We start from the raw sequence: 26,612 nt of genomic DNA on the forward strand, positions 1-26,612 counted from the left end.
CAGCAACTCTTGCCGCCGCGCCATATGCTGCCGGATAACACTGCGCACCTGCAATAGGGCCAGAGGCGTGTCCACCTGCACCTGCAAATGGCCCTCTTTCGTACAAACCGCCGGGATCCCCAACTCCACCAGCCGCCGCCCAATGCGCCAGCGTTCCCCTAAGGGGATCTGCAAACAATAGCCGCCCTCAAAAGATACAGGGCTCATGGCCAGGAGCAAAACCTCGGCAAATCAATCTAAACCCAATCGAGCAGTAATGATATAAATTTTCAACAAATGCTTACAAAAATAAGCCCTCAGGCCTAAGGACAAGTCACCTGGCCGGCGAACCTGCCCCAGATCCTGACTAGGCTCTGCCGTCCATTAAGCCAAACACTAGGCTGTCGTTGGCTAGGAAGTGGTTGAGGTGGAAGGCGCGGTCCTCTGTCTTGAGCAGAATCTGCTCGTAGAGGTAGCGGGTGGCGCGATCCCCTAGGCTTTCCGCTTGGGCGGCTTGGCGCCGCAGCACATCAATGATGGCCTGCTCTGCCGCCAGGTCATTTTGCAGCATTTGCCGCGCCGCGAAAGCGCCATCCGGCTCAGGGGTAAAGCAGCAGAGGCGGGCCAAGGTGGCGAAGGTGGCCACAGGTACACCCCCTAGCCCTTGCAGGCGCTCTCCTAGGTCGTGGACATGCTCCCTCGTCTGCTCGTAGTGATCCTTGAACAGTTGGTGTAGCGGGTAGAACTCAGTGCCCTCCACCACGAAGTGATGCTTTTGGTACTGCAGGCACAGCCCCTGAAAGCTGGCCAGGAGAGTGTTCATCCCTTCACAGATTGGCTGGGTCACTTCGGGGCCAAGCAGGATGGGGTTGTCACGTACGCTGTTGAAGGCCTGGCGCAAAGTTGAGGTTTCAGACATAGAGCTTCTCCAAAATAAAAGAGCTAGTCCCTCAGTCTACTCGCTCGACTGGGCAGATCCGGGAGCTCTTGGCACCCTCTTTGTCCCAGCATAGTCCAGCCTCATATTTCTTGTGAATAGCTCTCAATAAAGTGTTAGTTCCTAGACCGCTGCCGTCTCCCCCAGGATCTACACTGGGAGGGGGTGTCAGCTCAATAACTCCCTAGCGAAGGGACAGAACATGTCTGCAGCAGGGCCGGAAAGCCACTCTTGGGTAGAAAAGCTCATTCACTTAACCCAGCGGGCAATTGGGCGGGCCGCAGCGAAGCGGCAGGAATCCTGGGATTGGGCCAGCCAGCTGTTCAAAGAGAGCCTGCTGGAAGCAGAGGCAGAAATGGGCCACTGCAATGTCCTGGTGATTGGCAAAAGCGGGGTGGGCAAAAGTACCTTGGTCAATGCGGTGTTTAAAGATGAGCTGGCCCGTACTGGGATCGGCAGCCCTGTTACCCGCCACATTCGCAAATACTCGAAGCAGGGTTGCCCAATTACCATCTACGATACACCTGGTCTGGAGTTGGCGGGAGACCAGAATATCCAGGTTCGGCTCGAGGTGTCCCAGCTCATTGACGAGCTGCGCCTCAAGGATCCCGAACATCACATCCACATTGTCTGGTATTGCATCCACCACGAACTGAAGCGGCTGGAGGAAACCGAGCGTGAGTGGCTGAGAGAGTTAGAACTCAAAGATGTACCGGTCATCTTAGTCTTGACCCAATGCCTGGAATACCCCAATCCCGAAGAGAGCGAGTTTTTCCAGTATTTGCAGCACCAGAACCTGCCTGTTCGCTACATCGTTCCTCTCCTGGCCCGTGAAAAAGTTATTAACCGGCACCTCACCATCCCCGCCCACGGACTGGAGCACCTGATTGGCTGTACCTCGGAGCTGCTGCCCGAGGCTGCACGTCTTGCCTTTATCCGGCAGCAGTTGCTGCGGGTGGATCTCAAGGCCGATGCTGCCTTTAAGTATGTATCGGGCTATGTGGCCAGCGCAGCGTTCATCGGCGCCGCACCCCTTCCTTTTGCCGATGCCCCTCTACTGGCAGCAGCACAAGTGGGCATGATTGCCAATATCAGCTTTATCTTCGGCTATAAAGCCTCCCCTTCTTTTTACTACTCTTTGATGGCGGCTTTGGCAGGGATTGGAGGTGCAGTGGTGACCGGTCGGACCATTGTCTCGAACTTGCTGAAGATGATTCCTGGCGCGGGATCCCTTGTGGGCGGCCTTATCCAGTCCACCACAGCGGCTACCCTAACCCTTTCCCTGGGCCTGGCCTATATTGAGCTCATGAAGGCTATTGCCCGCGCCGAAATCCAAGGGATCCAGCTTTCCCAAGCCCAGATGCAAGAGATCTTTGTGCGCGAGTACCGAGAATATGCCGCTTCGGGACGCAAAACCCTCAAATAGGAGTGGACATTGGATCTGATTCTGGAGCAGGGGAAGGCTGCAGGGCCTCGAACCCAAAGGAGCCATTGACTAGGTACAAGGGGCGGCCTTTCACTTCTTCAAAAATGCGGCCCAGATACTCTCCAATCACGCCCAGGCTAATCAACTGGATCCCACCTAAAAATAAGATCATTACCGCCAAAGAGGCGTAGCCGGGCACATCGGAGCCAAACAGCAAAGTACGAATGACGAGGAAAAGGCCATAGAGCAGAGCCGCCAGCGAGATCGCCAAGCCCAGATAGCTCCACACCCGCAGCGGCCAAGAGCTAAAAGAGGTAATGCCTTCTATGGCCAGGTTCCACAGCCGCCAGTAGTTCCACTGGGTTTTGCCGCGAAAGCGGGGGGCGCGGTCGTAAAAAATGGCCGTCTGCCGGTAGCCCACCCAGGCGAAGATCCCTTTCATAAAGCGGGTGCGCTCCCGCAGTTGCTTAATGGCGTCTACCACCTGACGATCCAATAGCCGAAAATCCCCCGTATTGCGCGGGATCGGCACCTGGCTGAGCTGGTCAATCACCCAGTAAAACCCGTTGGCTGTCAGGCGTTTTAGCCAGCTTTCCCCTCGGCGGCTACGGCGCACAGCGTACACCACCTGGTACCCCTGCCGCCACAGCTGCAGCATCTCCGGGATCAGCTCTGGTGGGTCTTGCAGGTCGGCATCGATGGGAACAACGGCTCTGCCGGAGGCATAATCCAGACCCGCTGTGAGGGCAATCTCCTTGCCAAAACAGCGGGAAAGGTTGACCACCTTGATGCGGGGATCCTGGCGATGGAAGGCAATGAGCTTTTCCAGCGTGTCGTCCTGGCTGCCGTCGTTAACACAGATAATCTCGTAGGGGATCCCTAGAGGATCCAAGGTAAGTCGCAGGCGCTCGAACAGATGCTCCAGGTTGTCTGCCTCATTTTTGCAGGGGATGACAACCGAGAGCTCAGGAGTAACGGGGGACATGGGGCAAAAGGTAGGGATCCCTTTTCTGGCAACTATCGCAGGTGGACTTTAAACCCCTGTTGCCGCTTTGTCTTCGGACTCCTCTCCAGGGGGGCTCTTGATCCAACTGTGGTAGAGGAATCTTCATAGGCGTAACTCCCCCTAAAGCTTAATCTTGCCACCAGCTGGATAAGTCTAATTTAGGACATAACTTAGGACAGGGATGAAAGCTTGTCCAACCAAGCTTGCCGGGCAAGCTGAGGATCAAACCCCTGCCCTTACTGGCTTGCCGACACCTCGGCCACAAGGGAGCGCAGCTCGTCTTCCGAAAAGTAGTAGACCTTGTTGCAGAATTGGCAAACTACCTCCGCTCCCTTGTCGGTTTGGATCATATCCATAAGCTCATCCCGTCCTAGCAGGCGCAGCGCCCCCTTCACTCGCTCGGAATTGCACGGGCAATGGAAGCGGACAGGAAGCCTCTCCGGCACTAGCGTTAGATCTAAGTCGCCTAGCCAAATTTCCAACAACTCCCGCAACCCCTCACCGCGGGCCAGCCGGGGGCTAAATTCTCCCACCTGGGTTAAACGCGCCTCCACCTCCGAGATCAAGCTGGCTGGTGCCCCTGGCAGAAGCTGCACCAGTACTCCCGCGGCAGCGCGCACCCGTTGGGAATCAAGGTTTACCCCAAGCAGGACTGCCGAGGGGATCTGCTCAGAGGAAGTGAGGTAGTAGCTAACATCATCTCCCACCTCTCCCGAAACCAGCTCCACGGTGCTGGTATAGGGCTGGCCGTAGCCTAAGTCCCGCACGATGTGCAAATAGCCGTAGCGCCCAACCGCCTGGCCCACGTCCAACTTGCTTTCAGGGGTGAGGGGAAGCTCAATGGCCGGATTGCTCACGTAGCCGCGTACTGTACCGTCCACGCCGGCATCAACGTGAATGCCACCAAGGGGGCCATCGCCCCTGATCTGCAAGCTAACCCGGGCTTGGGGTTCCTTCAGGTCAGCCGCTAGCAGCAGGGCTGCACTCATGGCTCGCCCCAAGGCCACCGTGGCTACGTAGGAGAGCTTGTGCCGCTCCCTCGCTTCCCGGACTGCCTGGGTGGAAACAACACTCACCACACGAATTTTGCCTTCTGCCGCCGTACCTCGGATCAGGTAATCCGAAGGAGAGGGGGGAGAACTTTGCCCTTGCGCTGATCCAGAGGCACCTTTCATTGCAACCTCGATACTCCTCTAAGGGGCCAGCTTGCCGGGATCCCCTGGCGGCTGACTAGAGAGCCTCGCTGCAACTTCCTAGAAGTCGGAGCCAGCTTGTTCTATACCCCCATCATAGGCGGCTTATCCCCCTGCCTACTAGCCAGCGGCTGGCACCCCTTCAGCAGCTCCTAGCCCCTCCAGTTGGCCAGGCAGCCTTGCAGCTACGGCAAAGAGAGTTTGCAATTTTCCCCTCTCCTTGTGGGGTGTGCCATCTTGGAGGATCCAAGCCAATCCACCACGACCCCACGCCTCTTGGCCTTCTTTTTGGGTGACTGCTTCATGTTGGCTAACCTCACTGCCCATCTCTTGCACCATGCGGCCAAGCGCCGCTGGCAAGAACGCGCTTACAGCCGATTTTTGCGGGACTGGCGCCGGCAAGTAGTACTGCTGCGCCGCCAGCGGGCCGGAGAATTCGGCCAACCGCTAGGGGATCCCTCCTGTGTTTTTAACGCCCGCTCAGCCTGGTTGCGCTGCGCTGTCAACCCCCAGGGGCCTTGCCAGGGCTGCCCCCACTACTTACCTCTTATCCCTCCAGCGCCAGCTGCCCGCCACGGCAGGCCGGAGTAGTTGTAGGAGCCAAGTCAAGGCTTTGCCGCAAGGCGCGGCCCCCTCCTTAGGGCTGGCGCTAGGAGGGTGTCACTCTCTTCTCGAAACCGCAGCTCGGGGTTCTGCAAGGCTCCCAAGCCTCTTTTCTGTGTCACAATAAAAGGACGATAATTCCATCGGCAAAGGCGAGATTCATGGCCCTCCACCTTTCGACAGAGCACCTTCGCGCCATCCGCCAGCACGGCGAACAAGCCTTCCCCGACGAGGGCTGTGGCATTTTAATTGGCAAGCTCAACGGATCCGACAAGGTCGTCTACGAGCTTTGGCCAGTGGCCAACAGCTGGCAGCGGGCCGAAAACCCCTTGGCGGATGGGGAATCCAGCCGCCGCCGTTTCCTAATTGAGCCAGCTGACTTCAAGCGAGCCAGCGACCATGCTCTGGCCAAGGGCCTAGGGATCCTGGGCACCTACCACTCCCATCCCAATCACCCTGCCATCCCCTCCGAGTTTGACCGACAGCACGCTTTTCCTTGGGGCTTTTCCTGCGTAATTGTAAGCGTGCACAACGGCAAGGCAGGGGAGGTGGCAAGCTGGGTTTTGGATGAGCAGGAACAACCTCAGCAGGAGCCAATCCAGGTTTGGGCAGAGGCACCCCCTGCCTTGGCTTGGGCCTTGGCCAGCTAGAGCCAGCCGTTGGCAGCCCTCCCCAGCGGAATCTTGACTAATGGGTGCGTGGGGGCGAGGGTCGGAAAAGGCGCTAGTCTGGACTGGAGAGGTGAGGTGACTACCAGGTTGGCCTGCTGGGCCCAAAGCCTCAAGAGTTAACTCGAGATTGCTAGAGTCCTTCCCCAAACTCCTATGGCAACCAAGATCTTGATCCCTGCCCCCTTACGGCCTTACACCGATAACCTGGAAGCGGTTGAAGTCGAAGGCAGCAGTGTTGGCGAAGTGATGCGCAACCTAATTACCCGCTACGGCGAGCTCAAGCGCCACCTCTACACGGAGGACGGCAAGTTGCGTAACTTCGTCAACATCTACCTCAATGACGAGGATGTGCGCAACTTAGCCCAGGGCGAAGACACTCCTGTAGGCGAAAAGGCTGTCATTAGCATCGTTCCTGCCATTGCTGGAGGGTTGTGACTATGTTGAACCTAGACACTAGCCAAGTCACTCTCTCCCGCGAGGAGATGGAGCGGTTTTCCCGCCATCTGATCCTGCCGGAGGTGGGCCTAGAAGGACAGAAGCGGCTAAAGGCGGGCAAGGTGTTGTGCATTGGCACAGGGGGTCTTGGCTCGCCCCTGTTGCTCTACTTGGCTGCAGCCGGCGTGGGGCGGATTGGCATTGTTGACTTTGATGTCGTGGATGTGTCCAACCTGCAGCGGCAGGTGATCCATGGCACCTCCTGGGTGGGCAAGCCCAAGGTGGAATCGGCCAAAAACCGTATCCTGGAGATCAACCCCTACTGCCAGGTGGACGTTTACAACACCGCCCTGAAGGCTGACAATGCCCTAGAGCTGTTTGCTGAATACGACGTGATTGTCGACGGCACCGATAACTTTCCCACCCGCTACCTGGTTAACGACGCTTGCGTTTTGACGGGCAAGCCCAACGTCTACGGCTCTATCTTCCGTTTCGAGGGGCAGGCAACCGTTTTCAATTATGAGGGCGGTCCCAACTACCGCGACCTCTACCCCGAACCCCCCCCACCAGGTTTGGTGCCCTCCTGTGCGGAAGGGGGAGTGTTGGGGATCCTACCTGGCATCATTGGCCTCATCCAGGCCACTGAGACTGTGAAAATCCTGCTGGGTATCGGCACAACGCTCAGTGGGCGGCTCCTTCTTTACGATGCCCTCAAGATGACCTTCCGCGAGCTAAAGCTGCGCAAGAATCCTGCCACCCCGCCCATCACCCAGCTTATAGACTACGAGCAGTTCTGCGGCATCCCGCAGGCGCGGGCTGCAGAACAGACGGAGATCCCCGAGATTACGGTGGACGAGCTGAAAGCCTGGATGGACGCCGGTAAGGATTTTGTGCTGGTAGATGTGCGCAATCCCAGCGAGTGGGAGATTGGCCGGATTCCAGGCGCCCACCTGATCCCTTTGCCCCAGATTGAAAACGGCGATGGGGTGGAGCAGGTGCGTCGGCTCCTGAACGGCTCAGAGCTCATTGTCCACTGTAAGAGCGGGGCGCGCTCGGCCAAAGCCTTGAAGATCCTCAAGGCGGCCGGGATCGAGGGGAAAAACCTGCGCGGTGGTATCCTCGCCTGGGCTGCAGCCTACGATCCCTCTATTCCAAAGTACTAGGTCCTAGAAGTCCTGAAGGCGTCGGCCTGGGGTAGCTTCTTCCATGAGCACCACTCTACCAGCAGAGACAGAGACCCTCTTCCACTCCATTCCCGAGGCCCTGGAAGACCTTAGAGGGGGCCGCATGGTCATCGTGGTCGATGACGAAAATCGGGAAAACGAAGGGGATCTCATCTGTGCGGCTCAGTTTGCCACGCCAGAGGTCATCAACTTCATGGCCACCCATGGGCGGGGCCTCATTTGCCTGGCCATGCAGGGATCCCGCCTTGACGAGCTGAAGATCCCGCTGATGGTGGGGCAAAGCACCGACAGTCAGCAGACTGCCTTTACGGTCAGCATCGATGCTGGGCCAGAGTTAGGGGTTTCTACGGGCATCTCCGCTGCCGATCGCGCTCGGACCATCCAGGCAGCCATCCATCCCCGTACGCGACCGGAAGACCTGCGCCGACCGGGGCATGTCTTTCCGTTGCGGGCGCGGGAGGGTGGGGTGCTCAAGCGAGCTGGGCACACCGAGGCAGCCGTGGATTTGGCCCTGTTGGCAGGGCTTTACCCAGCGGGAGTGCTCTGCGAGATCCAAAACCCCGATGGCTCCATGGCTCGCTTGCCCCAGTTGGTTGAGTTTGCCCGCAAGCACCGTCTCAAAATCATCACCATTGCCCATCTCATTGAGTACCGCCTGCGCACGGAGCGGTTGGTCCAGCGGGGGGCTACCGCCACCCTGCCCACGGAGTTCGGCCAGTTTCAAGTCTACGGCTACCGCGACACCCTCAACCAGGTAGAACACCTGGCGTTGGTGAAAGGGGATCCAGCCCAATTTGCCGCTGAGCCCGTTCTGGTGCGCGTGCAGGCAGAGTGCCCCCTGGGGGATGCGCTGGGATCCCTGCGCTGCGATTGTCGTCGTCAACTAACTGCTGCCCTGAAAATGATTAACCACCAGGGCAAGGGAGTGCTGGTGTACCTGCGCCGACCAGAGCTTAGCCTCATCGAGCAAATTCAGTTGTATGCCCGTCAAGATCTAGGGCTAGCCGAAACTGCGCCGCCAGCAGCGATGGATCTGCGCGATTACGGCATCGGCGCCCAGATTCTGCGGGATGTGGGGGTGCGGAAGATGCGTCTCATCAGCAACACCTCCCGCCACATCAGTGGCTTGAAAGGGTTTGGCCTAGAGGTAGCTGAACGAGTGCCCCTGCTGCTAGAAGAGTCGGATCTCAATTTGCACCTGGAGCCGTCCTGTTCGCTTACTGAAAAATCTGAGCCGCAGCTCCACTCCCGTCTAGGACGGTAGAGCATTCCAGAACAGAGGCCGCTCCCGAAGTCAAAAGCGCTTGAGAAGCCCTGAGCGGAGGAGCTTCCGGCAGCAGCTACTTTGGCCTCAACCTGGCCCCTGAGGTATCCTGCAGCCGCAGGGAGCTGCGGTGAGGGAGCTTTTCAAAAGGGCTCGCCTGCAGCTGCCAGAAAGATCCCGCTGGCACCTACCCGAGAACTGCTCTAGAGGGGGGGAGGGATCCCCGCTCCTAGCCAGAGGGCCGCCCCTGTAAAGGCCTCCTCTTGTTACAGACAATTCAGAATCGTTACAATGATTAACGAACCCTCCCAGAGCAGGTTTCCTCTATGACACTTCTCCAGCGGCTTCCCCTGCTGCTAGCTTCCCTCCTACGTCAGGACAGCGTTGCCCAGCGGTGGTCCCAGTTGGGCTGGACGGTCCTGCGGGTGGTGGCAGGGCTATTCATGATCCACAACGGCCTTGACAAGCTGGCGGACATCGAAGGATTTGCAACAGCTTACGTAGAAGTCATTGGTTTGCCCTTCCCAATCTTTTTCTCCTATGTAGCCGCCTACACTGAGCTAATTGCAGCCCCTCTGGTGGCCTTGGGCTTGTTCACGCGGCCTGCTGCCTTGAGCTTGGTGGCCACAATGGCGGTGGCCATGTTTCACCACATCAAAGTAGCCGGCTTCAGCATTCCCTACCTGGAGCTATCGGCCATTTATGCAGCCATCTTCTTGGCCTTTGCGGTAAATGGCGGCGGCTGGTTTTCAGGGGATCAGCTTTTGGTGAAGGCAATTGAAGCGTGGCTAAACCGCAGCAGCCGAGAGAAGCTGGAGAGCTTGCAGTCTTCCTTACAAGCGGAGAGCGAAGCCGCTCAGCCGCCTCGCTCCTGAGCTGCCCTGGAACTTGCCCCTCCTTTGGGAGAGAGGCCAGGGCTCGGCACAGAGCGCTGCAGCTAAGCGCGACGGGCAGCCCGCTCCATCAGGCATTGATGGGTAGCGCGCACAGGCTCGCCTGGCTTGGGCTGTCGCTGCACATAGGTGCCATCGGGACGCAGCTCCCACGCCTGCCGGTTGTCCCTTAGGCAGATGTCCAAGATTACCTTTAGCTCCTGCTTCAACACCGGATCCTCCACGGGGGCGACCACTTCGACGCGGCGATCCAGGTTGCGGGTCATGTAGTCGGCGCTGCCAATGAAGTATTCTTCCTGGCCATTGTTGTAGAAGTAAAAAATGCGGGAGTGCTCCAAAAAGCGCCCGATGATGCTGATGACGCGGATGCGCTCGCTTAAACCCTGGATCCCGGGCCTCAGGCAGCACATGCCGCGCACAATGAGATCGATCTCCACCCCTGCCTGGCTAGCCTCGTAGAGCAGCCGGATCATTTCCGGGTCGGTGAGGGAGTTAATCTTGACAATGATCCGCCCTTGGCCCCCCGCCTGAGCGTGCTGCATTTCGCGGCGAATGAGGGCTTCCATTCCCTGGCGCAGAGTGCGGGGAGCTACCAGGAGCTTGCGGAAGTGCCGCTGCCGCGAGTAGCCGGTTAGCACATTAAACAACTCGGTAACATCGTTGCAGAGAGTCTCATCGCAGGTAAATAGGCCTAGGTCGGTGTAGATACGCGCAGTTTTGGGGTTGTAGTTGCCGGTGCCAATGTGGACGTAGCGGCGCAGGGCTCCCTCCTCTTCCCGCACCACCAAGGCCAGCTTGCAGTGGATCTTCAGCCCTGGTAGGCCATAGGCCACATGGACCCCGGCTTTCTCCAGCTTCTTGGCCCAGAGGATGTTGTTTTCCTCCTCGAAACGGGCTTTGAGTTCCACCAAAGCGGCTACCTGCTTGCCGTTTTCGGCAGCCTGGATGAGGGATCCCACCACCGAGGAGTCACCGGAAGTGCGGTAGAGGGTTTGCTTGATGGTGAGCACTTGGGGATCGTTGGCCGCTTCCTCCAAAAATCGTCCGACACTGGCGGTAAAAGACTCGTAGGGGTGGTGCACCAGCAGATCCCCTTCCCGGATGACCGCGAAAATATCCACCGGCTCCTCCCTCACCGAAGTGGTGTGTAAGCGAGGGGGCGTGACGGGTCGCCAGGGCGGATCCTTCAAGTCGGGCCGGTCTAGGTCAAGAAACGCCATTAGCCCGCCCAGGTTGAGAAGGCCATCCACTTCGTACACCAAGTCAGCATCCAAATGGAGCTCCTCACACAGCCGCTGGCGAATGGCAGGGGGCATCGACTTGGCAATCTCCATGCGCACCACCGAGCCAAAGCGGCGCTTGCGCAGCTCTTCCTGAATGGCCGCGAGCAGATCGTCGGCCTCGTCCTCTTGGATTTCCAGATCGGCGTCGCGGGTGATGCGGAAGGGATGGTACTCCAGCACCTCCATGCCCACAAACAGCGCTTCCAGATGGTGGGCAATCACCTGCTCCAGGGGGACAAAGCTTACCCCATCCCGCAGGGGCACAAAGCGGGGCAGGGTGTTGGGCACTTTGACGCGGGCAAAATGCTCCTTGCCCGTTTCTGGATCCCGCACCACCACCGCCAGGTTAAGGCTGAGGTTGGAGATATAGGGGAAAGGATGACCTGGATCCACCGCCAGGGGGGTGAGCACGGGAAACAGGCGGCGATCAAAATACTCCCGCAGTTCCTGCCGCTCTGACTCCGACAGGTCGCTGAAGTTGCGGATGTGAATGCCTTGCTCTGCCAGCTTGGGCACTAACTCTTGTCGAAAGCACTCGTGCAGCTTGTGAAGCAGGGGGCGCAGGTGCTCAGAAATCTGGCGCAATTGCTGCTGGGGCGTGAGGCCATCGGGGGTTGGTAGCAGCACGCCTGTTTCCAACTGACGGCGGATCACCGCTACCCGCACCATAAAGAATTCGTCCAGATTGCTCTCGAAGATAGCCAGAAACTTCAGCCGCTCCAAGAGAGGGGTGCGCTCGTCCAGGGCCTCGTGTAACACCCGGGCGTTGAACTCAATCCAACTGAGCTCGCGGTTAAAGTAATGCTCAGGCAGGGCATAGCCCTCTTTGATGGGCGCAGCTGGGGGGCACCCTATCCCATCGGGGTGGCGGGGCGACAGGGAGGAGTCCGTTTCCTTGGAGCGCGGAGTCATGCTGGCAGAGATCTGGGTTGCCTCAAAGCGTCAACAACGGCTGGAGCCGACCCAATCCTATCCTGCTGGGTTCTGCTTGGAGGAAGCAGAAGGGTTCAAAACAGGCTTGGGCGGGCGCTCTGGCAACAGCCCCTGAGGGCGGGTAAGAAGAATCACCTGGAGCAGGATCCCGATGAGCAGAATGCGCAAGGGGCCGGCCCGCGTAGCCCACTGGGGCGGCAGGCGATTGGTGAACAGCTCACTGGCCGACCACACTCCCCAAATAGCCAGCGCCCCCAGCAGAGCGCCGCGGTTGTTGCCGCTGCCCCCGGCAATCAACATCACCCAGACAATGAAGGTAGCAAACTCCGGCTGAAAGGCTTCCGGGCTGATGAAGTTGACAAAGTGGGCATAGAGCGCCCCCGCCAACCCCATGAGCATGGATCCCAGGACAAACGCCTGCAGGCGAAACTGGAGGACATCTTTGCCGGCAGCCAGGGCTGCTGGCTCGTCCTCGCGGATAGCCCGCAGCACCCGTCCCCAAGGGGAGCGATAGGCCCGTTCGCTTAACCAGTAGACGCCTGCCACCACCAAGAGCACCAAGCCTAGGTACAGCAGCGTATCCTGCCCCGGGATCCAACCGCGAAAGGGCCGGGGGATGCGGGTAATACCGCGTACGCCGTTGGTTAGCCAGCCCTCGTTTTTCAAGATTTGGCCAATAATCTCGGCAATGCCAATGGTGGCAATCGCCAGGTAGTCAGAGCGCAGCTTCAGGGTAATCAAGCCAATCAAAAAAGCAATTGCTCCCGCCACCACCGCTGCTACCGCAAAGCCCACCCAAAAGGGGAGCGCGAAGCCCCCCAGGTGTTCAGGGGTCGGTGGTGTCGTGACAATAGCGCTGGCGTAGGCCCCCACGGCAAAAAAGGCCCCCACGCCAATGTTGAACATGCCAGCGTAGCCCCACTGGATGTTGAGGCCCAGCACCAGTACGCCGTAGATCCCGACCAGGATCAAGAAGAAAATGGCATAGCTTAGCATCAGGCTCGCCCTCCCAAGAGCCCAGTAGGCCGGAAGATCAGCAGCAGGACCAGGATGGCGAAGGCCACCCCTGTCTTGTAGGCGGGGCTAATGACCAAGGTAGAGAACTCCTCCGCCAAGCCAATCACTAACCCTCCCGCAATGGCGCCGTAGGGGCGACCAATGCCGCCGAGGATGGCTGCGGCAAAAACGGGCAATAACAGTCGCCAGCCCATCGTGGGGTGGAGCCGGGTGTCGAGGCCGAGAAAGATGCCTGCCAAACAGGCCAAAGCCCCCCCGATGGCCCAGGTCCAGAGAATAGTCTGCTCCGTATCGATGCCAGTTACCTTGGCCAAGTCAAAATTGTCGGCCATGGCCCGCATTGCCTTGCCCACCCGCGTGTGCTGCAAAAACAAGTGCAGGGCCACCACCAGCAGCGCCGTTCCCACTAAAATCACCAGCCAGTCCGGCTTAATGCGCAGCCCACCCAGCTCCCAGGGGACTTGGATACCCCGGCGATACACCTGGTTGTTGGGTCCCCAGAGAATCTGCACCAGACTGCGCAAAATCAGGGCGGTGCCAAAGGAGGAGATTAGCAAAATAACGGGGGCCTCCCGGCGTAGGCGGCGATAGACCAATTGGTCGATCCCCACCGCGCACAGCACCGTGGCCAAGGCGGCCGGGATCCAACTGATCCCCAAAGGCCAGCCCCAGCCAACAAAGGTTAGGGCAAAATAGGCCCCCAAGGTCATCAGATCCCCGTGGGCAAAGTTGGCAAAGCGCAAAATGCCAAACGTCAGCGACACCCCAATGGCCCCTAGGGCGTAGATGCTGCCTAGGACAAGGCCGTAAACGAACAGTTGCAACAGTTGCTCCACACCTGTACCTGCCATACCTTGCCCTGATGATGCCACGGGTTTGCCGCCAGCGGGATGCGGCAGGGTAGAGCTAGGGTAGGAGAAAGCCCATAAGAGAGATCCATGCAGCCCCCCTCTTCCCAGATCCTAGGGTGGCTAGTGGTTTTGGCCCTGCTGAGCGCTGCCTGTGGCGGGCCGGAGAGGGATCCCGAGGCCCCGCGCCAGCCTATCTCCACCCCCCAGTTGATTTACGAAGACATCACCCTCACCCAGGCCCAGCCTGACGGTGGCTTGCTGTGGCGCTTGCGGGCACGCCTAGCCAAATACGAGCCTCCCTCGCCCGAGGGCACCCCCGTGCAGTTGGGATCCGCCCATTTGCAGGCTATCGAGGGAGAGTTTTTTGACGAAGATGACCGCGCTATTCGCGTCCGGGCCCAGCAGGGATCCGCCTACCCCAGCCAACGGCGCTTGGAATTGAGGGGACAAGTCGAGGTGGAATCCGAGCGGGATAACCTGCGCCTGCAGGCAGAGCGGCTGCAATGGCTGCCAGAACAGCGCCTCCTCGAAGCTGAGGGTCAGGTGCAGGTGGAGCTGCTGGACGGCCAGGGATCCCTGTGGGGGGATTGCTTGCGCATCGACTTTGGCCAAGCGCAGATGCAGTTGGAAAACCGGGATCCCACTCAACCTGTACGGGCAGAATATCAGGATCCAAAGCTGGAGCTGGCTGCTAGCCGTTTCTGGTGGCAATTTGGCAGGAAGGAAGTGCGGGCCCTGGGAGCCGTAGAGGTATATGCCCCCCAGCAAGGCGTGCGCCTTAGCGGCGAGGAATTGTGGGCTCCCCTGCCTCTAACTGAGTTGCGCCTGCGGGGCAATGGGAAAGCCAGAATTGCCCGCACTAGCGGGGAGGGGTTCCTCCAGGCCCAGGAGATCCGTTGGCGCGTCGGCTCCACCCAACTGCAAGCTCTGGGCAAGGTGCGCTACCGCCAGCCTGGCCAGGCTTTTACCGTGAGTGGCGACAGGGGCTTCCTGGACTGGCAGACCAGCACTGTCCGGATGCAAGGCAACAGCCAAACCCATCTCACCCTGCCCTGAGGGCCAAAAGGCAGGCGGGAGCATGTCAGGATAGATAGAAGAACCCTCTGGGGTGGGTTGCGGTGAGGTTTCCAGAAATGGCAGAGATCCCTGTGGGGGAGCGTCCTAACATCCTGCTGATTGTCCTCGATACCCAGCGGGCGGATCGTCTCTCTTGCTACTGGTCGGAGGAAGAGCGGGCTCGCCAAGTGCCCACTAGCCCCAACCTGGATCGGCTGGCTGCAGAATCCACCCTCTTCGAGCGGGCCATTGCCCCTGCCCAGTGGACGATCCCCTCCCACGCCTCCCTGTTTACAGGAGAGTACCCCAGCACCCACCAGATCGTTCAGGCAGACCTAGAGCTAAGTCCTGCTCTACCCACCTTGGCGGAGCTGCTGAAGCGGGTTGGCTACACCACCGTGGGCTTTTGCAACAACCCCCTAGTGGGGATCCTGAAAAACGGCCTGCGGCGCGGCTTTGACACCTTCTACAACTACGGCGGGGCTCTACCCACCCGCCCCCCCGAGGGCAACCCTCTGCCCGCTCCCCTCAACCACTGGCTGGCCGCCTACACCCAGTTTTGGCGCCGCCTCTCCTACCCCGTGCAAAATGCCTTTGCTCGCTCCGACACCCTGTTTCAGTTGGCGCTGCACCCCTGGTTTGCCTCCCTCTGGACCCGCCTGATGAACTTCAAGGGCAACACTGCCGCCTCCATTGCCGACCTCAATCGCTACTTACAGCAAATGGCCCGCCGGCCGGCGGGGGCGCCCCCCTTTTTTTGCTTTGTCAACCTCATGGAGACCCACCTGCCCTACTGGCCGCCAGAGCCTTTTGTGCAGAAATACGCTCCCTACTTCAAGAGCAACCGGGAGGCGCGGGATTTCCTGCGCCAGTACAACGCTGAGCCCTACCGCTGGATGGCACCCCTGCCGCAGCCGCTTTCTCCCCTGCAGGCGCGGGTGCTGCGGGACATCTACGATGCCGAAGTAGCCTACCAGGATTACCTGCTGGGATCTGTCTTCGCCACCCTGCGCCAAACCGGCCTGGAGCAGAACACTCTGCTAGCCATCGTTGCCGACCACGGCGAGGGCCTAGGGGAGCACGATTTCGTCGGCCACGCCTTTGTGGTCTACGAAGAGCTCATCCGCGTGCCCCTGATCCTGCACTACCCCGGCTACTTTCCCTCAGGAAAGCGGGTGGCCACCCCTGTTTCCACCCGCCGCCTCTTCCATACCCTCTTGGAAGCTGCCGGCTTCCGCCCCAGCCTCTCCCTAGCTGACGGCACCCCTTGGGCTAGCCTCCGGCTCCGCCGCGAGATTGCCCGCCTTAGCCTCAGCCGTACTCTAGCGGGAGAGGATCCTGAGCAAGGAGTGGTGCTTAGCGAGGCTTTCCCACCGCAGATTCTCCTCCGGGCCATGGCAAGCCGCAACGACAGCCTCTTGCAGGCCCGCGCCTGTTACGCCACCCGCCGCGCTCTCTATGAGGGAGTGATTAAGCTCATCCAAACGGGGGAGGACGCTAGCCTCTACAACCTAGAGCAGGATCCGGGGGAGCAGCGGGATCTGCTCTTGGCCGAGCCTGGGGCTCCGGAGGTGGGATCCCTTTCTCCCCAAGCTTGGCTGGTTCGCCTGCAACAAGGGCTAAGGCGGTGGCTGGAGTGGGCTGAATCGCGCCGCCCCAGCTTGGCCCCCCGCAAAGTGGACAAGGAAAGCGATGCGGACTTGCTGCGGCGGATGCAGGAACTGGGCTACCTGGAGTAGGGCTACTCTAGATCTCCTTTTTCCCCCCAGTGATCCCGGAGGTAGCTGCTGAGATCGTAAACATCAGTTTCCTCGGGATCCGGCACTGGCCAATCCTCGTTTTGCCCACCGATGATGACGCGGGTGAGACCAATGTATTCCAAGCTGAGGGTGCGCAGGGCATTGATCAACACGTCCAGCGCCATGGCATCGGCAGTGCCTAGGTCAAACCAGCAGCGGGCCCACTTGCCCTTCTCCTCAAGGGATCCCATGTTGTGCATTAGCGAGGTCACCGGAGCCAAGTCACTGGGATACTCCAGATAGCTGAGATCCGTCTCAGCCTCCTGGACCACCAGGCGTTCGGCGTTAAATCCTCCCAGCTTGCCCAGCACGTACCACGATTCCAACACTTCCCGAAGATACTCCAGCTCCGCTGGCACGGGGGGCTCGGCAAACTCAAACCAAATCCAGAGGTTGCCTGGATCGCACTCCCGAAACTCCACTTGCATGGATAGTTTCTCTCATACAAGCCAACTCTCTATCCTAAAATCTGGCTCTTTCCCCAAGCGGGGCAGCCTCCTTTTGGCTGAGCAACTTTCCCCCCTGGGAAGGCCTGCCTTTGCCTAGCCCGGGATGGCAAGATCCCCAAGGAAGCCAAAGCATCCTATACTATTGCGGCTGTCGCCCTTGCAAGGAAGCTGCCGCCTATGTCTGAACTTCTCCCCTTGCCCTCGCTCCACAACCAGGTGGCCGTAGTTACTGGAGCCAGCCGCGGCATTGGCCGGGCCATTGCCCTTCATTTGGGGGCCATTGGCGCTAAGGTGGTTGTCAACTACGCCCACTCCGCTGCCGAGGCCGAGGCGCTGGTGCAGGAGATTGCCGCCCTGGGGGGGGAAGGAATGGCCGTGGCCGCCGATGTCTCCCAGGCCGTAGAAGTGGAGCAGCTCTTTGAACAGGTGATGGAGCGCTGGGGCCGGGTGGACGTGCTGGTAAACAATGCCGGTATCACCCGCGATGCCCTCTTGCTGCGCCTAAAGCCGGAAGACTGGCAGGCGGTGCTGGATCTCAACCTCACGGGGGTCTTCCTCTGCCTGAAGGCAGCCGCCAAGATCATGGTCAAGCAGCGGCAGGGACGCATCATCAACATCACCTCGGTGGTGGGCTTGGTGGGCAACGCTGGCCAGGCTAACTACAGCGCTGCTAAAGCAGGGGTAATTGGTCTAACCAAGACAGCAGCCCGCGAGCTGGCCAGCCGCAACATCACCGTCAATGCCGTTGCCCCTGGCTTTATCACCACCCAGATGACAGAAAAGCTGGATCCCGGCCCCATTCTGGCCCAGATCCCCCTGGGACGACTGGGATCCCCAGCCGAAGTAGCGGGGCTGGTGCGCTTTTTGGCGGCTGACCCAGCGGCGGCCTACATCACGGGGCAAGTCTTTGCCATTGACGGGGGCATGGTGATGAGCTAAAGCTGTTCCGGCCCTCCCAGGCCCCAGGGACACCCAGGGTCAGGTGGGTGGCCTAGCAGGCAATCTCCCTCAGCGCTGCCTCTGCCGTGGGGCTAGGCAGGTTCCCTCTTCCTCCCTGCTCTTGCCGGCGAGCGGGGCAGAGTTACCTCTCCAGACCCAGAAATTCTACCAACTCGGCAAAGCTGTCCACCACGGCATCGGCTCCTGCCTGGCGCAGCTCCGCTGGGGTAAAGGCAGTGGTGAGGCCAACAGCAAGGCAGCCCGCCCCCTTGGCAGCGCGGATCCCGTGGGCAGAGTCTTCAACCACCAAACACACGCTGGGATCCAAGCCCACTTTGGCAGCTGTTTTCAAATAAGGCTCGGGGTCGGGCTTGGCTCGCTGGATATCTTCCGCAGTAATCACGGCGTCAAACCAGCGGTCCAGGTCAAAGCGTTGGAAAATCTGCTCCTGATCCCGACGGGTAGCAGAGGTAGTGAGGGCAAGGGCCGAAAAGCAACGGCGGCTGAGCTCCAAGAACTCCACCACTCCTGGCAGCAAAGGCACTTCTGCTAGCAGCTCGCTAAAGGCCTTGGCCTTCTCTGTAATTAGGCGTTCCACCAGCAGGGGCCGTTCCGCAGGCGGGGTGTCCGTCAGGTGTTCCACGAGATACTCAAACATGTCGCGGTCAGTGCGCCCTTTAAACTGCAGGGAGACGGGGGCCAGATCCAGAAACAGTTGGCAGCGCTCCAGGGCAATAGCCCCAGCGCGGGCATGGATTGGCTCCGAATCCACAATTACCCCGTCCATATCCAAGAAAAGGCCGGCAAGAGGTCGCACTGCCATCTCCTAGGTCCCTGCCTCCAAGGAAGGCTGCTGCCAGCCACAGAAGCGGCTAACCACCTCCCAGAGGGTCTCCAACACATTGGTGAGGGCGTGGTCACTCTCCACGGCTACCAGTTGCGCCCAGGGGCGATGGGCAACGTAGTCGCGGCTGGAGCGAATGGGGATGACTTCGTCGTGGATCCCGTGCACAATCAAAGTGGGCACAGGCCGGCGCAAAGCAGCGTCAGGGTAGCGCTGGGCGTCAGTAACAAAGCTATAGTCCAAGGGCAGCAGCCGCCCTTCTCCGTAGTGAAAAACCAGCATTTGCCCGCTGCGTTGCCAAGCTTCCGCGGCCCCAGCCCCTAGTCGCGGCAGCCAATGTTCCAAAAAGCCAAAAGCCGGCGCCAGTAACACCAGCCGTTCCACGCAAGGCTGCTGCTCAGCCACCCAGGCAGCCACTACACCGCCTAGGCTAGAGCCAATCAGGGTAACGGGAGGATGCCCCATGGCAGCCAGCTGCTCAGAAACTTGCTGGATCTGACGAGAGAGAGTGAGCTGGGTAAAATTGCCCTGGTTGAGATCTGGCACCTGCAGAGGGATCCCTAGCTGCTGCAGCCGCTGGCGGAAAAAGGCAGCCTTAGCCGATTGCGGCCCAGAGCCGAAGCCATGCAAGTAGATGACTGCCACGCTACGCTATTGCCCTGCGCCTGTGGAGAGCCAGCCCGCTCCCAACACCACACTGACGGAGAGAAAAAGGGTAGCCACCGTCCAGGTGATGCGGTTTAGGTTTTGCTCAGCGCTCTTAGGGCTGGCAAATAACTGGGCTTGCCCGCTAATACTCGACAGGCCATCTCCCTTGGGGCTATGCAACAACACCAGGATCACCAGCAAAACCGCCGAAGCAGACCAGAGGAACTCGAAAAAAGCTTCCATTGCAGAGCATCCCCCTAGGGCACATTGCTGGAGTTATTATCGCCCGGATCCCGACCCTAGCGCAGCTACTAGCTAACCCTAGGATTGCCCACTAGCCTCAGAGGTTGGGGCTGGGCCTTCTTGGCTCTGTCTGTCACTAGACGTAGAGAGGTGCCAAAGCCACCTCTAGCTGCGGGGTTGGGCAAGCCTGGCACTTGACGGATAGATCCCTGGCGCAAGCAGGCGTGCAAGCGACGCAGCAAGAAGAAATCCGCTTCAGAACACCCATCTTGAAATAGCCTCACATTTAGCTCGTGCTCCTGGGCAGCTGTAAGCAGACCAGTCACCATAGCTGCTTGGATAATCCGCTGGATGGCGGTTGTCCTAGCTTCACTCATAGCAGAGAAGCTCTCGAGGGAAGTCTTTGTCTATTTTCAGCAAGAGCTTCTGCTATGGGCTCCGCTAAATGGCGGATTGAATGTCCACCCTTTGAGCTGGCATGCGGAAGCTAGGCCGCTTGACCCTTCAAGTGCTGCAGGGATCGGAACAGGAGCACGATATAGGTCCAGGCAAGTGGCGTAACTGCTACCCCCCCGACCACCCAAAGCACCAACCCAAGCACAGTCCCATCAAAGCCGAGGATCGAACCTAAGACTCCTGCAAAAACAACAAAAAAGACAACAGCCAAAATCAAACCTGAAACCACAAGAAGAGCCCAAAACACGCCCCACCAGCGGCCCTTGACAAGGTTCCAACTGTAGCGCAGCCCTTCTGTAGCTCCTCGATTTTCCAAGGCAATGGCACAAGGGGTAAAAACCAGCCTGACTCCCACGTAAATGCCAGGAAGGATCAAAAGGAGGGAGGCAAGGAAAGAGAGGAGTTCTGCTAAGATGCTGCCGAAAACCAGAGGCACTGCCTTCGCAAGGGCCCGGTCGAGGCTGTTGCCCAGCAGGGGAGCTTGCCGCTTCAGGTGCTGATCCACCAGCCAAAAGGCTGCGCCAGCCAGGATGGGAGCAACAATTAGGATGTATGCCAAATTGAGGATCCCCCCAAAACGGGGGATCAGCCCTGCGACGACCGGAATGATAAAGCCAGGAGAGGCCAGAATCACCAGCAGCCCATAGATGGGGCCTACAACTTCAAACGAGCGCTGCAGAAGGGAAAACGGGTTAAGAGTAGCGCTTTGCATGGCAGAGGGATCCCTGGGGTAGACACCCTCTACATACCACACCATCCCCCTTTTTGGGCTGAGAAGGGGATTAAGAAAGTCAAAGTCTGGGTCTTGCTATACAGAAGATTTTTGTAAAATCCAAGCCGCCGCTTGTTCGCCGCTCCGCAGGGATCCCTCGATGCTGCTCTGGTGGGTGTATTCTCCAGCCCAGAGAAGGCCCGACAGGCCACTGCCGGTGGGAACCAGGTGCTGCTGAAAACCGGCTGGCTGGACAAACTGGGCAAAAGGGATCCGATACACCCGCAGCAGGCGCAATCGTTCCAAGGGGGCTTTGGGAAAGTAGGCCTGCAGCTCGGCCCGGCAGGCTTGGGCCAGCTCCTCGTCGCCCAGAGGGGGATCCCCCAACACCGTCACCGAATAGAGGTGTTGGCCAGCAGGAGCCAGTGCTGGGCTAAGCTGAGTGAGCTGAACCCAGTGGTTGATCCAGCCTTGGCCGCTGGCGTTGAGGTACAAGTAGGCGCCACGGGTCAGGGAAAAGGGGGCGCAGAAATAAAGGCAGGTCACTGCTCGTCCCTGGCTGGGGATGGGCACAGCAGCTTGAGGGCAGAGCTCGGCCTGCCAGGCCCGCGCTTGAGGGGCATCGGTGGCACAGACCACCCATTCAGCAGGGATCTCCTCGCCCTTGGCGGTGCGGATCCCGCGCACTTTTCCCTCTTCCACTAGGATGCGCTCTACCGGAGTTTGGTAGCGGATCTGCTCTGGAGCAAGGTGACTGGCCAGTTGGCGGGCGATCTCTCCCATGCCCAGCGCCGGGGTGACGATGGCTCCCTCGGCCATCATCTTGAAGTAAAAGGCAAAGAGGCGGGCGCTGCTAGCCAGATCGGGATCCAAGAGAATGCCGCGGAAAAAAGGGTAGAAGAAGTGCTGGCAGATCTTTTGGGAAAATCCGTACTCCTCCAGGAACTCTCGCACCGAGCAGTCAGATCCCCCCAGTCCTTCTTGGAAAACCTGCTCCGGCGTGCGCCGTGCCAGCTGCGCCCGCAACTGCAGCACCTTGAGCTTGTCGCCAAAGCTGGCCAAGGGGTTGAAGAGGGAAGGGACAATGCTGGCTGGATCCCGCAGGGGATCCCCCAACAGCCAGCAGCGACCGGGTTGGGCCAGCAGGGCTCCCGGCCGGTAGGGGCGGGGGGCAAGTCTGCCCAGATCCAGATGCCGCCGCACCTGGGGATAGGCCGTAAACAGCACCTGAAAGCCGCGATCCAAACGGAAGCCCTCCACCTCGTTGGTGCGCACCCGCCCGCCGGGGCCGTCGCTTTTTTCCAGGACTAGGACATCCTTCCATCCCGCCTGGCTCAGCACCTTGGCGCAGGTTAAGCCGGCCAGCCCTGCCCCGATAATGACCACTCTGCCCATGCTGCCGGGATCCCTCCTTGGTCACGTATTCACCCCAGTTGTCCACCCACTCCAGAAAATCCTCTACACTGAGTAGAGCTAGTAGTACAAGCTAACCGGCTTGCCAAGCTGTTCTCCAGGCTGGCCGTCGTGGCACCTTATGGCTTCTGTCAACCCAACCTTGCCCATTCAGTGGATCGATGCCGATTCGGGAGAGGTGGTGGAGGAATGCCCCTGGGAAAGCAGTCCCCATCCAGGTACCTACGTTCAGCTTGCTGAGCAGCACTACCTGGTTTTGGAAAAGCGCCACTCCTACCAATTGCGGCAGGGCAAATACCACCTGTGCAGCATCCGCGCCCTCATTCGCCCAGTGAGCTCACCCCTCGAGATAGGCCAGCTTCTGGGAGATCCCTCCTGTCGATTTAATGCCCATTCGCCGCTGCTGCGCTGCGCCGTTAATCCCAGCGGGCCCTGCCAAGGCTGCCCCCACTACGAGCCGGTCCAACGGCGTTAGCCTTCCAGCTCCAGCGCCAGCACCTCGGTTAGGGTGCGGCTAGTTTTCTCCCGGAACTCCGCTACGCTCACCCGTCCTAGCAAATACACTGCAAGCAACATCACCGCCGCCTCCACTCCAAAGACTGTGGCATAGGCTAGGACCGAGGAAGTGGGGAAAAATAGCCGCCCCAGGTCAAGCAAAGCCCCACCGATGAGGGTAGAGAGTGCCTGCGACATCGCCTGAGCCAGGCCCCAAGCCCCAATGAAAGTGCCAGCGGTCTCAGGCGCTGTCAAGTCCAACATCAGGCTAATGGCCCCGTTGGTGGTGATCCCAGAGGCTAAGCCAAACAGGATCATACACAGCTGCAGCAGCTGTGGCTTGCCTGTAAACCCTGCGGCAATGGTCAGCCCAAAAGAAAGGGCCACCAGCAGGCAGCCCAAGCGGGCAGTTGTCTGCTTGCCCAGCTTAGGAACGATGAGAAAGCCAGTCACCACAATCCCCACCAAGACGCCTAGGCTCCAGAAGGCGTTGAGCTGGGTGCTCTGGGCCACGGTCATGCCAAACACCTCGCCGCCATAGGGCTCCAGAACCGGCTGTTGGATGAACAGGCCCATGGTCATCAGGGCCAAAAAGCTAAAAAAGATCAGGGTTTGGCGGCTGGCGGTGAGCACCTTAATGGCCGTGCCTAGGGTGATCTGGTCCTCCCGCCCGGCCATGGTGGAACGGGATCCATAGCGGGAATAGCGTTCTTCCACCCCCCAGGTGGCGATTACCCCTAGCAGGACCACCACGGCGGGAATAACCATGAAAAGGCGGTTGATCGTCGTCTGGAGATTCTCTGGATTTAGGCCGCGCAGCAGCACTGCCGAGCCAATTGCCCCCCCGGCAATGCCCACCATCAGCATCGACCAGACGATCCCCACCAACTGGGAGCGGTTGTGCTCATCGGAAACATCCACCAGCAGCGCTGCAAAAGGCGTGGAGCAGGCGCTGAGACAAAGCCCGTAGAGTGCAAACATCAAAGCGGCCAGAGCAATCCAGCCGTAGGTAGCCAGTGACCAGCCGCTACTGGCAAAGCTCTGCCCCAACCCCCACACCACCTGCACCGCTAAGAAGATGCACAGGGCAAACAGCACCGATCCCAAGCGCACATAGCCGCTACGGTGCGTCCCAAACAAAGGCTTGGCATCGGAAAGCTGCCCAAACCAGACGCGGGCTGGGGAAACCAACTGGTGCATGGCCAGGGATCCCCCTACCACTGTGGCTGGGATGGCCAAGAGCTCCGGGTCAATCATGACTCGATTGAGCACCCCCAGAGTCAGCAGCGACATCATCCCCAGGCCCATCTGAAATAGGCCTAGGCGAAACATGACGGACAAAGGCAAGGGGGAGGCAGCCGGTGGAGGGTTTTGGGCAAGAGCCGAGGCAGCCGACAAGTTGACTTCAGGATCCCGTTGGATATTGGCCATATCCGAAAAAGTCGGCAGGAGCGCTACAGCCTTTTATCGTAGCCCACGCAAACCGGGATCCCGGCAGAAGCATTGGATTGCCGAAAGCGAAACTGCCGTGCTGGCTCTCCGTAACCGGGTTATGGTCAGGGCATCCTTAGCAGCCCACTACGGGCTGGATATCGTTGAGCTCACCTGGGAGGACACGGGACGGCATAAGGGATCCGCCCTCGGCCCCAACATCAGCGACATGACCATCCAGGTGCAGCAGCTCAACCCCCTGACGGGTCGCCGCAAGCTGAGCCTGATGCCGGTGATCCGCTACCCCAACTTTGCCGATCTCTCTGCCGACCTGCCCCTCAACCGCCTAAAGGTGCTGGTGCGCGTGGTGTCGCTGCAGGAGCTGCTGGGGAACCTGCGCCGCTACTTGCACAATCCCCGCTCTTGGGCCGGCAACCGGAACTCCCTGCTGGCCCCACGGGATAGCCATGTGCTGGTGAGCGCCCAGGCCGCCTTTTTGCCCATCCCTGCCGGGGGATCCGCCCAATTCAACCCGGTGCTGTTCAACTATCAGTCTTATCCGGGCAACCCAGGCGTGCTGGCGATCTTGGCCACCCGCGAGGGCACCAGCATTACAGTGATCGAGAACCGCCCGGAGGAGGGATGGGGGGAGATCTGGGGCCAGCGCCTTTTCTTCAACCAAAACGGGGAACGGGCCAGCCTTACTGGGCAGCGCCTCAGCGATTTCCAAGCCCAGCAAGCTGCCGAGCCAACCCCCAGGGATCCTGACTCAGCGGAAGTCCCCGAAGAAGCTCTGAACCTGGTAATGCTGAAAGCAAAGGAAAGTTGAGCAGGTCAGATACTTGACGGAGACCCTAGGCCTAGGGGACTGCTTCCCTAGCAATCTAGAAGCTGCCGTCATCGGCCACGGGGAGGTGGAAGGCCCCTTCACCGAGATCAACAACCTCAACATCGAACGGGATCCCCGCTTTCCCATTCGGGTCACCATCCAGTTCTACAAAGCCACCGACAACGGCGTGGTCTCCGCCGAGGATATGGCCCAAATTCACCGCCAGATTGACCGCGTCTATCGAGAGGCCGACTACGTGGGCAGCTTGGTGATCCAGCCAGACACAGGCCGCCCGACCGAGTACGACCGCGACGCCGAAACCGAGCGTCCCTTTCCCTTTCCTTGGTGGCTGCGACGCTAGCCTTTACTGCTAGTTATCTTCCCGCGCCGGAGTTTCTCTACTACACTGACAACTGACCTGGTGCCAAGCGAAATGGGCCTTCCGGCTACTGGGCTTGGCACAGGTGGTATTTGTATCTCAGCAAAACTCAGCCTCAATCCTGTCTACAGGCGAGGTTTCTGTTCTAGCTGGCTTTTGCCCAACCCTTGGGGATTTTTTCCAGTAACCCTATGGCTGACGCAATTTCTGTTCGGCGCTACGACCTTTTTGTGCAAGCCTCGCGGCTGCTGCAGCGCTACCGGCAGTTGACGCCGGAACTGCGTCCGATAGGGTTGGAGGTAGCTCTGGCTATCCAGTACCATCGCGCTCAGGCTGGCTCGGGATCCCTTCTGCCCCCAGTGGGATCCTCCCACGGCCTGCCCCTAGAGGAGGTGGCTCAGCGCATTTGCGACCCGTTTTACACCAAAACCCATCCTCTCTTGCCTACCCTGCCAGAGACGGGGGAGCCCCTGGTGTGGCCTCTGTTTAACCAAGGGGAAAATGGCCTTGTCCGGCCTCTGGCGCCGAGCAAAGTGGGTGGGAAACTGGCCGAACGCCGCTGGCTCAAAGCCTGCAACAGCCAGGAGGGCATTGGCTGCCATGCCCTGGCCGCCCACTTGTGGCAGGACGAGCGTTTTCTAGCAGCAGACCGGGATCTCTGTCCCTTTCGCCTCTATGACGGGCGCTACCCCTTAAGTGTGGATCAAGGGCGGCAGACCTGTGGCTTCGACGACCACCCCTGTGGTTGGCAGCCCGGCCATCCCAAAATGCTGCAGGTGGTGGGCAAGGGCAAACAGGCCGAGATCCTGCTTCCCCCCTGGACGGACCAGATGTGGGCCATGCTCATCCCCCCCCATCGCCCCCTGCCCATCTACCCTCTCTTGGTGATGCTCTACTTCGGCCAGGAGACTCTGCAGAAGGGGCGGAGCAGCCTTTCGGTGGAACAGTTTCGCCTGGATTTTCAGTTCAGCCACTCCCAACTCCAGCTGTTGTTCGACACCCACCCTGAGCACCCTCTCAATCGCCATCTGCTTGCTTTGGCAGCGCAACCGGAGGTGGAGTGGGGATCTGCCGAGTTGTGGCCCTCTATGCCCCCTCTCCTCCATCAACCTGCTGGGGGTAAGGTGGTCTTGGATCCGGATGAGCCGCCCCAGTTTCGCAGCAGTGGGATCCCTTCCTATGCCGGGACAGACCCGCTGATGGCGGAGCGCCGCCGCCGGCGTCAGTTGGAGCGCAGCGAGCGC

General features: G+C 59.6%; 28 protein-coding genes and 1 pseudogene. 14 read left to right on the forward strand and 15 right to left on the reverse strand.

From position 1 onward, the window contains the following. Positions 1-207: Asr1405/Asl0597 family protein (locus NW827_RS08280; protein ID WP_414503559.1), on the reverse strand; the 207-nt coding region annotated here is incomplete at its 3' end. Positions 208-346: 139 nt separating this feature from the next. Further along, positions 347-898 (reverse strand): Dps family protein, encoded by a 552-nt coding sequence (locus NW827_RS08285; protein WP_414362896.1) that lies wholly within the window; start codon positions 896-898, stop codon positions 347-349. 220 nt (positions 899-1,118) lie between these two features. Between NW827_RS08285 and NW827_RS08290 the strand changes: the two genes are divergently transcribed. Beyond that, complete coding sequence (locus NW827_RS08290; RefSeq protein ID WP_414404207.1) at positions 1,119-2,342, forward strand: YcjF family protein; 1,224 nt, start codon at positions 1,119-1,121, stop codon at positions 2,340-2,342. Here the strand turns inward: NW827_RS08290 and NW827_RS08295 are convergent. Further along, a complete protein-coding gene (locus NW827_RS08295; RefSeq protein ID WP_414362893.1) occupies positions 2,335-3,327 on the reverse strand; it encodes a glycosyltransferase family 2 protein in 993 nt (330 codons plus the stop codon). The genes NW827_RS08290 and NW827_RS08295 overlap by 8 nt on opposite strands. A 257-nt stretch (positions 3,328-3,584) precedes the next feature. Next, positions 3,585-4,523 carry an Hsp33 family molecular chaperone HslO gene (gene hslO / locus NW827_RS08300; protein ID WP_414404208.1) on the reverse strand — a complete coding sequence of 313 codons (939 nt, stop codon included), beginning with the start codon at positions 4,521-4,523 and terminating at the stop codon, positions 3,585-3,587. A 321-nt stretch (positions 4,524-4,844) separates the two neighbouring features. Between hslO and NW827_RS08305 the strand changes: the two genes are divergently transcribed. From NW827_RS08305 to NW827_RS08330, 6 genes and pseudogenes are all read left to right on the forward strand, one after another. After that, entirely contained in the window at positions 4,845-5,132 is a 288-nt protein-coding gene (locus tag NW827_RS08305; RefSeq protein ID WP_414503566.1) for a DUF6464 family protein, read from the forward strand. A gap of 173 nt (positions 5,133-5,305) precedes the next feature. After that, positions 5,306-5,794, forward strand: coding sequence for a M67 family metallopeptidase (locus NW827_RS08310; RefSeq protein WP_414362889.1), 489 nt, complete (start codon positions 5,306-5,308; stop codon positions 5,792-5,794). Between the two features lie 174 nt (positions 5,795-5,968). Beyond that, a complete protein-coding gene (locus NW827_RS08315) occupies positions 5,969-6,250 on the forward strand; it encodes a MoaD/ThiS family protein (RefSeq protein ID WP_414362888.1) in 282 nt (93 codons plus the stop codon). A 2-nt stretch (positions 6,251-6,252) separates the two neighbouring features. Further along, on the forward strand, positions 6,253-7,413 hold the full coding sequence (gene moeB, locus NW827_RS08320; RefSeq protein ID WP_414362905.1) for a molybdopterin-synthase adenylyltransferase MoeB: 1,161 nt from the start codon (positions 6,253-6,255) through the stop codon (positions 7,411-7,413). 43 nt (positions 7,414-7,456) lie between these two features. Further along, positions 7,457-8,680 (forward strand): annotated as a pseudogene (ribB, locus tag NW827_RS08325) (3,4-dihydroxy-2-butanone-4-phosphate synthase); the annotation flags it as partial. Between the two features lie 344 nt (positions 8,681-9,024). Continuing rightward, on the forward strand, positions 9,025-9,573 hold the full coding sequence (locus NW827_RS08330; RefSeq protein ID WP_414362887.1) for a DoxX family protein: 549 nt from the start codon (positions 9,025-9,027) through the stop codon (positions 9,571-9,573). Positions 9,574-9,635: 62 nt separating this feature from the next. On the opposite strand, the gene NW827_RS08335 is transcribed toward NW827_RS08330, so the two are convergent. The 3 genes from NW827_RS08335 to NW827_RS08345 are packed head-to-tail and all read right to left on the reverse strand — an operon-like array spanning position 9,636 to position 13,675. After that, positions 9,636-11,786, reverse strand: a complete 2,151-nt coding sequence (locus tag NW827_RS08335; protein WP_414404210.1) for an RNA degradosome polyphosphate kinase — start codon at positions 11,784-11,786, stop codon at positions 9,636-9,638. A gap of 57 nt (positions 11,787-11,843) precedes the next feature. After that, complete coding sequence (locus NW827_RS08340; protein ID WP_414404211.1) at positions 11,844-12,803, reverse strand: branched-chain amino acid ABC transporter permease; 960 nt, start codon at positions 12,801-12,803, stop codon at positions 11,844-11,846. Beyond that, positions 12,803-13,675 carry a branched-chain amino acid ABC transporter permease gene (locus tag NW827_RS08345; RefSeq protein ID WP_414362882.1) on the reverse strand — a complete coding sequence of 291 codons (873 nt, stop codon included), beginning with the start codon at positions 13,673-13,675 and terminating at the stop codon, positions 12,803-12,805. Before NW827_RS08345 ends, NW827_RS08340 begins: the two co-directional genes overlap by 1 nt. An 87-nt stretch (positions 13,676-13,762) precedes the next feature. On the opposite strand from NW827_RS08345, the gene lptC reads away from it, so the two are divergent. Together lptC and NW827_RS08355 are read left to right on the forward strand one after the other, a co-directional pair. Then, on the forward strand, positions 13,763-14,731 hold the full coding sequence (lptC, locus tag NW827_RS08350) for an LPS export ABC transporter periplasmic protein LptC (protein WP_414503560.1): 969 nt from the start codon (positions 13,763-13,765) through the stop codon (positions 14,729-14,731). Between the two features lie 77 nt (positions 14,732-14,808). Further along, positions 14,809-16,470, forward strand: a complete 1,662-nt coding sequence (locus NW827_RS08355) for a sulfatase (RefSeq protein ID WP_414503561.1) — start codon at positions 14,809-14,811, stop codon at positions 16,468-16,470. 2 nt (positions 16,471-16,472) lie between these two features. Here NW827_RS08355 and NW827_RS08360 read toward each other — a convergent pair whose 3' ends face one another. Then, positions 16,473-16,958, reverse strand: a complete 486-nt coding sequence (locus NW827_RS08360) for a DUF3531 family protein (RefSeq protein WP_414362878.1) — start codon at positions 16,956-16,958, stop codon at positions 16,473-16,475. Positions 16,959-17,174: 216 nt separating this feature from the next. On the opposite strand from NW827_RS08360, the gene fabG reads away from it, so the two are divergent. Next, positions 17,175-17,918, forward strand: coding sequence for a 3-oxoacyl-[acyl-carrier-protein] reductase (fabG, locus tag NW827_RS08365; RefSeq protein WP_414362903.1), 744 nt, complete (start codon positions 17,175-17,177; stop codon positions 17,916-17,918). A gap of 142 nt (positions 17,919-18,060) precedes the next feature. Here the strand turns inward: fabG and NW827_RS08370 are convergent, their stop codons facing one another. The 6 genes from NW827_RS08370 to NW827_RS08395 form a co-directional block, all read right to left on the reverse strand. Next, on the reverse strand, positions 18,061-18,741 hold the full coding sequence (locus NW827_RS08370; RefSeq protein WP_414404213.1) for an HAD family hydrolase: 681 nt from the start codon (positions 18,739-18,741) through the stop codon (positions 18,061-18,063). A 3-nt stretch (positions 18,742-18,744) separates the two neighbouring features. After that, the gene (locus tag NW827_RS08375) at positions 18,745-19,407 is read right to left on the reverse strand and encodes a YqiA/YcfP family alpha/beta fold hydrolase (RefSeq protein ID WP_414404214.1); all 663 of its coding nucleotides are present in this window, start codon (positions 19,405-19,407) and stop codon (positions 18,745-18,747) included. Between the two features lie 6 nt (positions 19,408-19,413). Further along, positions 19,414-19,653, reverse strand: coding sequence for a preprotein translocase subunit SecG (secG, locus tag NW827_RS08380; RefSeq protein ID WP_414362873.1), 240 nt, complete (start codon positions 19,651-19,653; stop codon positions 19,414-19,416). 68 nt (positions 19,654-19,721) lie between these two features. Next, positions 19,722-20,030 (reverse strand): hypothetical protein, encoded by a 309-nt coding sequence (locus tag NW827_RS08385; protein ID WP_414404215.1) that lies wholly within the window; start codon positions 20,028-20,030, stop codon positions 19,722-19,724. Positions 20,031-20,140: 110 nt separating this feature from the next. Beyond that, positions 20,141-20,821 carry a glycerophosphoryl diester phosphodiesterase membrane domain-containing protein gene (locus NW827_RS08390; protein WP_414503562.1) on the reverse strand — a complete coding sequence of 227 codons (681 nt, stop codon included), beginning with the start codon at positions 20,819-20,821 and terminating at the stop codon, positions 20,141-20,143. A gap of 96 nt (positions 20,822-20,917) precedes the next feature. Then, the gene (locus tag NW827_RS08395; RefSeq protein ID WP_414503563.1) at positions 20,918-22,216 is read right to left on the reverse strand and encodes an FAD-dependent oxidoreductase; all 1,299 of its coding nucleotides are present in this window, start codon (positions 22,214-22,216) and stop codon (positions 20,918-20,920) included. A 139-nt stretch (positions 22,217-22,355) separates the two neighbouring features. On the opposite strand from NW827_RS08395, the gene NW827_RS08400 reads away from it, so the two are divergent. Continuing rightward, the gene (locus tag NW827_RS08400; RefSeq protein ID WP_414503564.1) at positions 22,356-22,709 is read left to right on the forward strand and encodes a DUF6464 family protein; all 354 of its coding nucleotides are present in this window, start codon (positions 22,356-22,358) and stop codon (positions 22,707-22,709) included. Here the strand turns inward: NW827_RS08400 and NW827_RS08405 are convergent. Next, positions 22,706-24,160 carry a BCD family MFS transporter gene (locus NW827_RS08405; RefSeq protein WP_414404218.1) on the reverse strand — a complete coding sequence of 485 codons (1,455 nt, stop codon included), beginning with the start codon at positions 24,158-24,160 and terminating at the stop codon, positions 22,706-22,708. The genes NW827_RS08400 and NW827_RS08405 overlap by 4 nt on opposite strands. 121 nt (positions 24,161-24,281) lie before the next feature. Here NW827_RS08405 and NW827_RS08410 point away from each other — a divergent pair, with 121 nt between their 5' ends. The 3 genes from NW827_RS08410 to NW827_RS08420 form a co-directional block, all read left to right on the forward strand. Next, positions 24,282-24,989, forward strand: a complete 708-nt coding sequence (locus NW827_RS08410) for a hypothetical protein (RefSeq protein ID WP_414404219.1) — start codon at positions 24,282-24,284, stop codon at positions 24,987-24,989. 13 nt (positions 24,990-25,002) lie between these two features. After that, positions 25,003-25,350, forward strand: a complete 348-nt coding sequence (locus NW827_RS08415) for a hypothetical protein (RefSeq protein WP_414404220.1) — start codon at positions 25,003-25,005, stop codon at positions 25,348-25,350. A 209-nt stretch (positions 25,351-25,559) separates the two neighbouring features. Then, a partial coding sequence (locus tag NW827_RS08420; protein WP_414503565.1) for a hypothetical protein occupies positions 25,560-26,612 on the forward strand: 1,053 nt, incomplete at its 3' end.

Origin of the sequence: Synechococcus sp. H70.1, from assembly GCF_047502705.1 — a bacterium.
Lineage (GTDB): Bacteria > Cyanobacteriota > Cyanobacteriia > Thermostichales > Thermostichaceae > Thermostichus.